The organism is Pseudoalteromonas sp. THAF3 (genome assembly GCF_009363775.1).
GTDB lineage: Bacteria > Pseudomonadota > Gammaproteobacteria > Enterobacterales > Alteromonadaceae > Pseudoalteromonas > Pseudoalteromonas ruthenica.
Genome location: NZ_CP045418.1, coordinates 174753 through 186979 on the forward strand (window position 1 = coordinate 174753; position 12227 = coordinate 186979).

The following is a 12227-nucleotide window of genomic DNA, read 5'->3' on the forward strand; positions in this document are numbered from 1 at the left end:
GAGTAATGAAAGTACGTGCTTCCGTTAAGAAAATCTGCCGTAACTGCAAAGTAATCAAACGTGCCGGCGTTGTACGTGTGATTTGCAGTGAGCCTAAGCACAAGCAAAGGCAAGGCTAATTAAACAAGTCATGCAGGCTGAGTGGTATGCTCGGCCTGTGTTTTTCATTGTAGTTTGGTCATCACTTGAGTATCCTAACGGGCTTTTCGAGAAGATGATTACCAAATTTAAACTATAGGAGATGTGTTAGTGGCCCGTATAGCTGGCATTAACGTTCCTGATCATAAACATGCGGTTATTGGTTTAACCTCAATTTATGGTGTAGGTAAAACCCGCGCTAAGGCGATCTTGGCAGCGGTAGGTATCGCAGAAGATACTAAAATCGGTGAACTAAATGACGAAACTCTTGACACGCTTCGTGAAGAAGTTGGCAAGTACACTGTAGAAGGTGATCTTCGTCGTGAAGTTACTTTGAACATCAAGCGTCTTATGGACCTTGGTTGCTTCCGTGGTTTACGTCACCGTCGTTCGCTACCACTACGTGGTCAGCGTACTAAGACTAACGCGCGTACTCGTAAGGGTCCTCGCAAGCCTATCAAGAAATAAGGTGGGGTAAATTATGGCTAAAGCACCAATTCGTCGTAAGAAGGTCAAAAAGCAAGTTGCTGATGGCATGGCTCACGTTCATGCGTCTTTCAACAACACTATTGTTACGATTACAGACCGTCAAGGTAATGCACTTTCTTGGGCAACTGCCGGTGGTTCAGGTTTCCGTGGTTCACGTAAATCTACACCATTCGCTGCTCAGGTAGCTGCAGAGCGTGCAGGTACTGCTGCACAAGAATACGGTTTGAAGAACTTAGAAGTATTCATTAAAGGTCCAGGTCCAGGCCGTGAGTCTGCTGTACGTGCATTGAATGCTGCTGGTTTCCGTATCACAAACATCACTGACGTGACGCCAATTCCACACAATGGTTGTCGTCCACCGAAGAAACGTCGCGTATAACAATAGGTTAGGAGAAAGAACATGGCAAGATATTTGGGCCCTAAGCTCAAGCTAAGTCGTCGTGAAGGTACTGACCTGTTCCTTAAGAGCGGCGTACGAGCTATCGACTCTAAGTGTAAACTTGAGACAGCACCTGGTCAGCACGGCGCCCGTAAGGGTCGTTTATCTGACTACGGTCTACAGCTACGTGAAAAGCAAAAGGTTCGTCGTATGTACGGCATCCTTGAAAAGCAATTCCGTAACTACTACAAAGAAGCTGCTCGCCTTAAAGGCAATACAGGTGAAAACCTACTTCAGCTTCTAGAGCAACGTCTAGACAATGTTGTATATCGCATGGGTTTTGCAAGTACACGTGCTGAAGCGCGTCAGCTAGTAAGTCACAAAGCGATTATGGTTAATGGTCGTGTTGTAAACATTCCTTCTTTCAACGTTACTCCTGAAGATCAGGTAGAAATTCGTGAGAAGTCGAAGAAGCAAGCACGTATCGTTGGAGCTCTAGAATTGGCTGAGCAACGTGAGAAGCCAACTTGGGTTGAAGTTGACGGTAAGAAAATGGAAGGTACTTTTAAGCGCCTACCTGAGCGTTCTGATCTGTCTGCGGACATTAACGAACAACTAATCGTCGAACTTTACTCGAAGTAAAGTTAAGAGTTAAGAGAGGATAAAATGCAGGGTTCTGTAACCGAATTCCTAAAACCAAGGTTAGTCGATATCGACGCTATCAACCCAACTCGTTCAAAAGTGGTACTAGAGCCGCTTGAGCGTGGTTTTGGTCACACTCTAGGAAACGCTCTACGTCGTATTCTGTTGTCATCTATGCCTGGATGCGCAGTTACTGAGGTAGAAATTGATGGCGTTTTACATGAGTACAGCGCGAAAGAAGGCGTACAAGAAGACATCATTGAAATCCTGTTAAACCTTAAAGGTCTAGCAGTTAATATCGAAGGCAAAGATGAAGTTTTTCTGACCCTGACTAAATCTGGTGTAGGCCCTGTGACTGCGGCAGATATCCAGCACGATGGTGATGTAACAATCAGCAATCCTGATCACGTAATTTGTCATTTAACAACTGACAATAGCGAGATCAGCATGCGCATCCGTGTTGAGCGTGGTCGTGGTTATGTACCAGCTTCTAGCCGCGTATCCTCTGAAGACGATGAGCGCCCAATCGGCCGTTTGTTGCTTGATGCATCATTCAGCCCAGTTGAGCGTATTGCGTACTCGGTCGAATCAGCACGTGTTGAACAACGTACTGACTTAGACAAGTTAATCATTGATATGGAAACAAACGGCACTTTAGATCCTGAAGAAGCGATCCGCCGTGCGTCGACCATTCTTGCTGAGCAATTAGAAGCATTCGTAGACTTACGTGATGTTTCTGAGCCAGAAGAGAAGGAAGAGAAGCCAGAATTCGATCCTATTCTGCTTCGTCCAGTTGATGATCTTGAGCTAACAGTTCGTTCAGCAAACTGCTTGAAAGCCGAGCAAATTCAATATATCGGTGATTTAGTACAGCGTACCGAAGTTGAGCTTCTGAAAACACCTAACTTAGGTAAGAAGTCTCTAACTGAGATCAAAGACGTGCTTGCATCACGTGGTCTGTCTCTAGGCATGCGCCTAGAAAACTGGCCGCCAGCAAGCTTAGCTGAGTAATCTAAATCACTATATTTAGTTTAGTTAGAAGGATAGGGTCATGCGCCATCGTAAGAGTGGTCGTCAATTAAACCGTAACAGCAGCCATCGCAAAGCGATGTTCAGCAATATGGCTGGTTCTTTGGTGAAGCACGAAATCATCAAAACAACATTGCCTAAAGCGAAAGAGCTGCGCCGTGTAATTGAACCTTTAATCACACTGGCTAAGACTGATAGCGTTGCAAATCGCCGTTTAGCATTTGCTCGCACGCGTGATAAAGAAGTTGTTGGTAAGTTGTTTAGCGAGATTGGTCCTCGCTACGAAGGCCGTCCTGGTGGTTACACTCGTATTTTGAAGTGTGGCTTCCGTGCAGGCGACAACGCACCAATGGCTTACATTGAACTAGTAGATCGCCCAGTTGCGAGCGAAGACGTTCAAGAAGACGCACAGTCTGCAGAGTAAGTCGTAAAAGACACAAAAAGCCGAGCTTATGCTCGGCTTTTTCTTTTTATGGCCAAAATTAAATTTCAGCTCTTCTATATATAGCTATTTAGCTAAACCCTTCTCTATATAAAACATCTTAAATGTAGCAATTTAGATCTTAAATAGATCTATAACTGTTAAATACAGTAGTTTTAGTTTTATTTTTGTTCAAACGATCCGTTTTTTGCAGTTTTCTTTAAAAAAGGGGTTGCGTGGAAATCGAATCTCCCTATAATGCGCATCCACCGACACGGCGGACTGCTTACAAACAAGCACTTCAACGAGTTGGGTGAGTCAAGTAAAACTGAGTTTTAAACAGCGCATTGAAAAATGCAAACTTCTTAAAATAAAGTGTTGACAATAAAGTGGGGTTGAGTAGAATGCACAGCCCTGAACGGGAGCAAAGCTTCCGAGGCGAAAGCCTAAAACGTTCTTTAAAAATATGAAGCAATCATCTGTGTGGGCACTCGTACAGATTGAGTTCTAACAGCGGATTTCAGTTTTACTGAATGACGCAAACAAATTTAGAGTCTCAATTGAGCTGAGTGACCAACGGCAATAAATTTAATTTATTGCAGCACAGTCAATTCGATATCGACAGATATCAAAATCAGTATTCATTGAGCTGAATCTTCGGATTCAAAAAAAACTTTTAATTGAAGAGTTTGATCATGGCTCAGATTGAACGCTGGCGGCAGGCCTAACACATGCAAGTCGAGCGGAAACGAAGAGGTGCTTGCACCTCTGGCGTCGAGCGGCGGACGGGTGAGTAATGCTTGGGAACATGCCTTGAGGTGGGGGACAACCGTTGGAAACGACGGCTAATACCGCATAATGTCTACGGACCAAAGGGGGCTTCGGCTCTCGCCTTTAGATTGGCCCAAGTGGGATTAGCTAGTTGGTGAGGTAATGGCTCACCAAGGCGACGATCCCTAGCTGGTTTGAGAGGATGATCAGCCACACTGGGACTGAGACACGGCCCAGACTCCTACGGGAGGCAGCAGTGGGGAATATTGCACAATGGGCGCAAGCCTGATGCAGCCATGCCGCGTGTGTGAAGAAGGCCTTCGGGTTGTAAAGCACTTTCAGCAAGGAGGAAAGGGTGTAAGTTAATACCTTACATCTGTGACGTTACTTGCAGAAGAAGCACCGGCTAACTCCGTGCCAGCAGCCGCGGTAATACGGAGGGTGCGAGCGTTAATCGGAATTACTGGGCGTAAAGCGTACGCAGGCGGTTTGTTAAGCGAGATGTGAAAGCCCCGGGCTTAACCTGGGAACTGCATTTCGAACTGGCAGGCTAGAGTGTGATAGAGGGTGGTAGAATTTCAGGTGTAGCGGTGAAATGCGTAGAGATCTGAAGGAATACCGATGGCGAAGGCAGCCACCTGGGTCAACACTGACGCTCATGTACGAAAGCGTGGGGAGCAAACAGGATTAGATACCCTGGTAGTCCACGCCGTAAACGATGTCTACTAGGAGCTCGGCTTTTCGGAGCTGTTTTCCAAAGCAAACGCATTAAGTAGACCGCCTGGGGAGTACGGCCGCAAGGTTAAAACTCAAATGAATTGACGGGGGCCCGCACAAGCGGTGGAGCATGTGGTTTAATTCGATGCAACGCGAAGAACCTTACCTACACTTGACATCCAGAGAACTTTCTAGAGATAGATTGGTGCCTTCGGGAGCTCTGAGACAGGTGCTGCATGGCTGTCGTCAGCTCGTGTTGTGAGATGTTGGGTTAAGTCCCGCAACGAGCGCAACCCCTATCCTTAGTTGCCAGCGATTCGGTCGGGAACTCTAAGGAGACTGCCGGTGATAAACCGGAGGAAGGTGGGGACGACGTCAAGTCATCATGGCCCTTACGTGTAGGGCTACACACGTGCTACAATGGCGCATACAGAGTGCTGCGAGCCTGCGAGGGTGAGCGAATCACTTAAAGTGCGTCGTAGTCCGGATTGGAGTCTGCAACTCGACTCCATGAAGTCGGAATCGCTAGTAATCGCGAATCAGAATGTCGCGGTGAATACGTTCCCGGGCCTTGTACACACCGCCCGTCACACCATGGGAGTGGGTTGCTCCAGAAGTGGTTAGCCTAACCTTCGGGAGGGCGATCACCACGGAGTGATTCATGACTGGGGTGAAGTCGTAACAAGGTAGCCCTAGGGGAACCTGGGGCTGGATCACCTCCTTATACGATTTAGAACGAATTTGTTCGCAGTGTCCACACAGATGATTGTTACTTACTTGCCAAGGCGGGTAGGTAATATTTGCTCTTTAACAATTTGGAAAGCTGATAAAAACTTTGAATCACGTAAGTGATTTAGAGTTCTCAATAAGTAAAGAAAATGCCAGTTAATCGACAGATTAATTGTGCGTCTACTTTAGTATTCTATAACTTCTGGCGAAGTTAAACAGTCGCACCAAACAGCTCAAACTACTTTGGGTTGTATGGTTAAGTGACTAAGCGTACACGGTGGATGCCTTGGCAGTTGGAGGCGATGAAGGACGTATTAACTTGCGATAAGCCTGGTCAAGCTAGTAAAAAGCGCTTGAGGCCAGGATTTCCGAATGGGGAAACCCACCTGCTTGCAGGTATCTTGCACTGAATACATAGGTGTAAGAGGCGAACGCGGAGAACTGAAACATCTAAGTACCCGTAGGAAAAGAAATCAACCGAGATTCCGAAAGTAGCGGCGAGCGAAATCGGAGCAGCCCTTAAGCTTATTTGATGTTAGTGGAAGGCTCTGGAAAGTGCCACGATACAGGGTGATAGTCCCGTACACGACAACGTCTAATAAGTGAAATCGAGTAGGTCGGAGCACGTGAAACTTTGACTGAATATGGGGGGACCATCCTCCAAGGCTAAATACTCCCAACTGACCGATAGTGAACCAGTACCGTGAGGGAAAGGCGAAAAGAACCCCTGTGAGGGGAGTGAAATAGAACCTGAAACCGTGTACGTACAAGCAGTAGGAGCCCTTCGAGGGTGACTGCGTACCTTTTGTATAATGGGTCAGCGACTTATATTTTGTAGCGAGGTTAACCGAATAGGGTAGCCGTAGTGAAAGCGAGCGTTAACTGCGCGTTGAGTTGCAAGGTATAGACCCGAAACCCGGTGATCTAGCCATGGGCAGGTTGAAGATTGAGTAACATCAATTGGAGGACCGAACCCACTAACGTTGAAAAGTTAGGGGATGACCTGTGGCTTGGAGTGAAAGGCTAATCAAACCGGGAGATAGCTGGTTCTCCCCGAAATCTATTTAGGTAGAGCCTCGGACGAATACCATTGGGGGTAGAGCACTGTTTGGGCTAGGGGGTCATCCCGACTTACCAACCCCATGCAAACTCCGAATACCAATGAGTACTATCCGGGAGACACACGGTGGGTGCTAACGTCCATCGTGGAGAGGGAAACAACCCAGACCGCCAGCTAAGGTCCCAAAGTGTATGTTAAGTGGGAAACGATGTGGGAAGGCTAAAACAGCTAGGAGGTTGGCTTAGAAGCAGCCACCCTTTAAAGAAAGCGTAATAGCTCACTAGTCGAGTCGGCCTGCGCGGAAGATGTAACGGGGCTAAACATACCACCGAAGCTGCGGCTGCAACTTTATGTTGCGGGGTAGGGGAGCGTTGTGTAAGTGGCTGAAGGTGTGCCGGGAGGCATGCTGGACATATCACAAGTGCGAATGCTGACATGAGTAACGATAATGCGGGTGAAAAACCCGCACGCCGGAAGACCAAGGGTTCCTATCCCATGTTAATCAGGGTAGGGTGAGTCGACCCCTAAGGCGAGGCCGAAAGGCGTAGTCGATGGGAAACGGGTTAATATTCCCGTACTTGGTATAGATGCGATGGGGGGACGGAGAAGGCTAGGCAGGCACGGCGTTGGTTGTCCGTGTGAAAGGCAGTAGGCTTGAATCTTAGGTAAATCCGGGATTCTTTAAGGCTGAGAGTCGAGACGACACTCTACGGAGTGGAAGCTGTTGGTGCCATACTTCCAGGAAAAGCCTCTAAGCTTCAGTCTATATCGAATCGTACCCTAAACCGACACAGGTGGTCAGGTAGAGAATACTAAGGCGCTTGAGAGAACTCGGGTGAAGGAACTAGGCAAAATAGTACCGTAACTTCGGGAGAAGGTACGCCCACATTAGGTGAAGGACCTGCGTCTGGAGCTGAAGTGGGTCGCAGTGACCAGGTGGCTGGGACTGTTTATTAAAAACACAGCACTGTGCTAAATCGTGAGATGACGTATACGGTGTGACACCTGCCCGGTGCCGGAAGGTTAATTGATGGGGTTAGACTTTGTCGAAGCTCTTGATCGAAGCCCCGGTAAACGGCGGCCGTAACTATAACGGTCCTAAGGTAGCGAAATTCCTTGTCGGGTAAGTTCCGACCTGCACGAATGGTGTAACCATGGCCACGCTGTCTCCACCCGAGACTCAGTGAAATTGAAATCGCAGTGAAGATGCTGTGTACCCGCGGCTAGACGGAAAGACCCCGTGAACCTTTACTACAGCTTGGCACTGAACATTGAGCCTACATGTGTAGGATAGGTGGGAGGCTTTGAAGTGGTTACGCCAGTAATCATGGAGCCATCCTTGAAATACCACCCTTGTATGTTTGATGTTCTAACGTTGGCCCCTGAATCGGGGTTGCGGACAGTGCCTGGTGGGTAGTTTGACTGGGGCGGTCTCCTCCCAAAGAGTAACGGAGGAGCACGAAGGTTGGCTAAGTACGGTCGGACATCGTACGGTTAGTGTAATGGTAGAAGCCAGCTTAACTGCGAGACAGACACGTCGAGCAGGTACGAAAGTAGGTCATAGTGATCCGGTGGTTCTGAATGGAAGGGCCATCGCTCAACGGATAAAAGGTACTCCGGGGATAACAGGCTGATACCGCCCAAGAGTTCATATCGACGGCGGTGTTTGGCACCTCGATGTCGGCTCATCACATCCTGGGGCTGAAGTCGGTCCCAAGGGTATGGCTGTTCGCCATTTAAAGTGGTACGCGAGCTGGGTTTAGAACGTCGTGAGACAGTTCGGTCCCTATCTGCCGTGGGCGTTTGAGAATTGAGAGGGGCTGCTCCTAGTACGAGAGGACCGGAGTGGACGAACCGCTGGTGTTCGGGTTGTTTTGCCAAAGGCATTGCCCGGTAGCTACGTTCGGAATCGATAACCGCTGAAAGCATCTAAGCGGGAAGCGAGCCTCGAGATGAGTTCTCACTTGGCGTTTAACGCCACTAAAGGGCCGTTGAAGACGACAACGTTGATAGGCAGGATGTGGAAGCGCTGCAAGGCGTTAAGCTAACCTGTACTAATTACCCGTGAGGCTTAACCATACAACGCCAAAGTGGTTTGTATGTGACTGTTTAAGCACAGAAGTTAAGAGACTAAAGTAGATTTACTTGTACGGCTTTCCAAATGACTAACACGCCGTGTTAGCCCAAGTTTATGCTTGGTGATAATAGCGTTCTGGACCCACCTGACCCCATGCCGAACTCAGAAGTGAAACGGAACTGCGCCGATGATAGTGTGGGTTCGCCCATGTGAAAGTAGGTCATCACCAGGCTCCTAATTAGAGAGACCCGTTGCATTAGTGCAGCGGGTTTTTTTATGCCTGTAGGCCAGGCCTCAGCCTTGCATCACCCTAGTCAGGGTAAACCCTGACCTACAACACAGCATCACCCTTTACCACATCTGTAGGCAAGGCTTTAGCCTTGCAAAAGCTGCGCTCAATGCCATTGTTAATATCTCCAGCTAACAAAATCCTACAAACTAATGATTGCTTTTATGGCTAAAAAAACGATACATATAGTCTATCTGTTGTCTTTATAAAGCAGTTGAACTCTGCCGAGGAGGTATATGCGTACTTGCTTTGTACTATTAATACTATTGAGCAGTTTATCAGTGAGCGCTGAGCAACCTCCTTATCGTGCCTATGATTGCACGGCGGTAGAGATTGAAGAGGTCGACCCGGCAACATTAACCAAGGAAGAGCGTATTAGCCTAATGGAAAATGCGTTACTTGATTCAGTTAACCGATACAGTACTTGCATGGACCAAGTGCAACAAAGCATGGCGGCACAGCAGGCGGGTGAAGGTACAGGAAATAACAATGCCCAAGCGACACGGCAAACACAAGACCAAGCTCAGGGGCAGAACGAAATGCTACAACAGCAAGCACAAAATAACACTGAGGTAGATGACAAAGAGCGTAAGGCAGGCCCTGGTCGAGAGCAGCAAGTGGTCGCGCCAAAAGACAACGACTCGATAATTTGCACTATGCTATACGAAGAGATTCAGAAGGAAACCAATGAGGCAACACGCAGTGCTTTACTGCAGCAGTATGAAGACTATCGTTGTACTCGGTAAGGATGGGCAGTGACATGAAATATTTAGTTCAAATACACCTAATGAGTGCATTATTGATATCACTCTTATTGGTGAGTGGTTGCAAGTCTACTACTACACGGACTGGGCCTATAGCAGTGGGGCCGGGCGTCACGCAATCACAAAGCCCGTCTCCCGAGGCGAAGCGCTATACGTATAACAGCGATATTTATTTAGATGTGGCTATTCCTGTTTTTAATCCCGGCTTCCCTATCGACGATGATACCGGCCACGTTGATTATCAAGAGCTTGATGAGTTAGATATATGGCCACAATTACGCCGTGCTGAGGCCAAGCGTTTTGCCGTAGAAACCAAGCAGGCTTTAGCCAAGACCAAAGCATTCGGTTCCGTATCCGTGGTGCCCAATGCTAACACCAGTGCCGATTTATACGTGCTAGGTACTGTCTTACATTCAGACTCAGAATTTATTCGTTTAGAAGTTACGGTGGTCGATAGTAGCGGCGAACCCATTGACACTGAGGACTTTGAGCACCAAGTATCGGAAAGCTTCTTTCGCGATGCAGTGAACCAAGATAAAGACCCTTATGAGCCGGTGTTTGTTGAGGTAGCCGATTATGTCTATGAGCTGTTAACGGATATGTCAGAGCAGCAAAAGCAGCAACTTAAAAACACCACTCTAGTGCGTTATGCCCACTACTATGCCCCTGATGCTTTCGATGGGTATTTATCGCAACAGTTAGAAAGTAAAAGAGGGACGCAGTTCTACAAGTACGAGCTGAACGCCATGCCAGCAGAAAACGACCCTATGCTGCAGCGCATTGAGGTATTGCGTAATCAAGACATGCTTTTTGTCGACCGTCTACAGGATCAGTTTGCTGTATTTCAGCAAACAACGAATGGCCCTTATCGTAAGTGGCAAAGAGAGACCTTACCGGAAGCCGTACGGGCGCGCGAAGCGCGGTCCGAGCGCAATACTAAAGCGGTTATTGGGGCGTTAGGTTTTATTGCCGCCCTCGCCTTGGGTAATAACTCCACTTCCACATCCACAGCGGTAGCAAAAACCGCTGGAGCGTTGGGTAGCGCATGGCTATTGAAAGATGCATATCAGGCCAATGAAAATTTGCGAGTAGCGTCGGCGGTTATTGACGAAATGGGTCAAGGCTTGGACCTCACCCTAAGCCCCCAGGTGATGGAGTTCAATGAGCAAGAAGTTGAGCTGACAGGCACTGCGGCGGAACAATATGAGCAATGGAAAGCACACTTGCGCAAAATGTACCAGTTGGAAAGTAGTGCAAACTAATGCAGTAACCTAAGGCCATTGTTGTGCAACCAGAACAAAGCTCACTTGATGAGCAGTTAAAAAAGCAGACTCAGGTTCGCCAATCGCAAGTGGGTACCTATGTGGCGATTGCCCTAGCTAGCGTATTGTTGGTAGCTACTGGCATTGGGGCTTATTACTTCACCACCTTGGAGGTACAGCAGCAAGCCAGCACGCCGACAGAGGCGGCTGGCAGCGCTGTTGAGGCAAATGAACAACACCGTGAGCAAGCGCAACAGGCGATACTTGCTTATGAGCAGCAATATCAACCACTATTAGCCCGAAGTCAGATTCAATCCTTTGCCCCAGCTAAGCACCAACAAGCAACGCAGGCCTATGAACTGGCCTTGCAAGCCTTTGCCCAAAGCCAATTCCGCGAGGTTGAAACGCATCTTAAGCATTCGATAGCCATGGCTGAAAAGTTACAGAAGCACTGGCTTGAGGCAGCTGATAGTTGGTATCAACAAGCTGAGCAGGCATTGACTCAGCAGCGCCCGCAGGAAGCGCAGTTATATGTGCAAAAGTTAACTGCGGTTAATGACCAAGATACGCGCATCAAGGAATTGCAACAGCGCATTGATGGTTTTGCGCAGCAACAGCACTGGTGGCGCGTTTATCAAGGAGCGTTAGCGGAGCGAGATGTGCCTAAGCAAGTCACTGCATTGCAACAGCTCGTTCAAGTGCAACCCAACCGAGATGAGTTAAAACAAAAATTAGCAGCGGCTCAAGAATCATTGCGACAAACCCAATTGAGTGCAGCCTTAGAGCTGGCTCAGCAGGCGTTACAACAACAGCAGTTGCAACAGGCTCAGCAAGCGATATCGCGTATTGCACAATTGCAAGGTGATAAGAATACTCTGGCGCTGCTAAAGGCTCAGTTAGCTAAACAGCAAAGGCAATTGAGCACCGAGCAAACGCGCGCTTTACTCCTACAAGCCAGCGAGCAGCAACAGTGGCAACAGGTTATTCGATTAGCCGAGCAATACTTACAGCAGGCGCCAGGAGATAGCACCATTACTGCGCTAGCCGCACGAGGACGCGAGGTGTTAGCCGCCAAGCAAAAACTTAATGTGTATTTAACGCGGCCACAGCGTTTAAGTGATAGCAGCATACGTGCTCAAGCCGAACAAGCGCTCACCCGTGCTCAACCACTCAAACCTTACTCCCGGGATTTAGCTCGTAGTATTGATATCTTACGTGCGCACCTAAAAGAGATGAGCACGCCGGTGCAGATCACTTTGCTATCAGATGGCGAGACCCAGGTACGAATTTTTGGTGTTGAGCGCCTTGGTGAGTTTACTGAAAAAACGCTTCCGTTGTTGCCCGGTAGCTATACCATCGAGGGGCGACGCTCTGGCTATGTCACGGTAAAAGAGAAACTCATCGTGAACAGTGACAGCCACAGCGTATCGCTCACCATAGCCTGTACTAAAAGGATTTAA

Annotated in this window: 9 protein-coding genes and 3 rRNA genes; all 12 read left to right on the forward strand. The window is 48.2% G+C overall.

Annotated elements, in window-relative coordinates:
- Positions 1 to 5: 5 nt before the first annotated feature.
- Positions 6 to 119, forward strand: a complete 114-nt coding sequence (gene rpmJ, locus FIU82_RS00840; RefSeq protein ID WP_002959476.1) for a 50S ribosomal protein L36 — start codon at positions 6 to 8, stop codon at positions 117 to 119.
- Positions 120 to 249: 130 nt separating this feature from the next.
- The gene (rpsM, locus tag FIU82_RS00845) at positions 250 to 606 is read left to right on the forward strand and encodes a 30S ribosomal protein S13 (protein ID WP_022943955.1); all 357 of its coding nucleotides are present in this window, start codon (positions 250 to 252) and stop codon (positions 604 to 606) included.
- 13 nt (positions 607 to 619) lie between these two features.
- Positions 620 to 1006, forward strand: a complete 387-nt coding sequence (rpsK, locus tag FIU82_RS00850) for a 30S ribosomal protein S11 (protein WP_022943956.1) — start codon at positions 620 to 622, stop codon at positions 1004 to 1006.
- A 21-nt stretch (positions 1007 to 1027) separates the two neighbouring features.
- On the forward strand, positions 1028 to 1648 hold the full coding sequence (gene rpsD / locus FIU82_RS00855; protein WP_022943957.1) for a 30S ribosomal protein S4: 621 nt from the start codon (positions 1028 to 1030) through the stop codon (positions 1646 to 1648).
- A 24-nt stretch (positions 1649 to 1672) separates the two neighbouring features.
- Positions 1673 to 2659 carry a DNA-directed RNA polymerase subunit alpha gene (gene rpoA / locus FIU82_RS00860; protein WP_022943958.1) on the forward strand — a complete coding sequence of 329 codons (987 nt, stop codon included), beginning with the start codon at positions 1673 to 1675 and terminating at the stop codon, positions 2657 to 2659.
- A gap of 40 nt (positions 2660 to 2699) precedes the next feature.
- On the forward strand, positions 2700 to 3101 hold the full coding sequence (gene rplQ / locus FIU82_RS00865; RefSeq protein WP_022943959.1) for a 50S ribosomal protein L17: 402 nt from the start codon (positions 2700 to 2702) through the stop codon (positions 3099 to 3101).
- A 674-nt stretch (positions 3102 to 3775) separates the two neighbouring features.
- A 16S ribosomal RNA gene (locus FIU82_RS00870) occupies positions 3776 to 5310 on the forward strand.
- Between the two features lie 259 nt (positions 5311 to 5569).
- Positions 5570 to 8454: ribosomal RNA gene (locus tag FIU82_RS00875) — 23S ribosomal RNA — on the forward strand.
- 115 nt (positions 8455 to 8569) lie between these two features.
- Positions 8570 to 8684: ribosomal RNA gene (gene rrf, locus FIU82_RS00880) — 5S ribosomal RNA — on the forward strand.
- The 16S, 23S and 5S rRNA genes sit together here, the layout of an rRNA operon.
- 293 nt (positions 8685 to 8977) lie before the next feature.
- Positions 8978 to 9487 (forward strand): hypothetical protein, encoded by a 510-nt coding sequence (locus FIU82_RS00885; RefSeq protein ID WP_152440108.1) that lies wholly within the window; start codon positions 8978 to 8980, stop codon positions 9485 to 9487.
- Between the two features lie 14 nt (positions 9488 to 9501).
- Positions 9502 to 10767: a hypothetical protein gene (locus FIU82_RS00890; protein ID WP_253946329.1), complete on the forward strand. Its 1266-nt coding sequence runs from the start codon at positions 9502 to 9504 to the stop codon at positions 10765 to 10767.
- Positions 10768 to 10790: 23 nt separating this feature from the next.
- Positions 10791 to 12227: a hypothetical protein gene (locus tag FIU82_RS00895; protein WP_152440109.1), complete on the forward strand. Its 1437-nt coding sequence runs from the start codon at positions 10791 to 10793 to the stop codon at positions 12225 to 12227.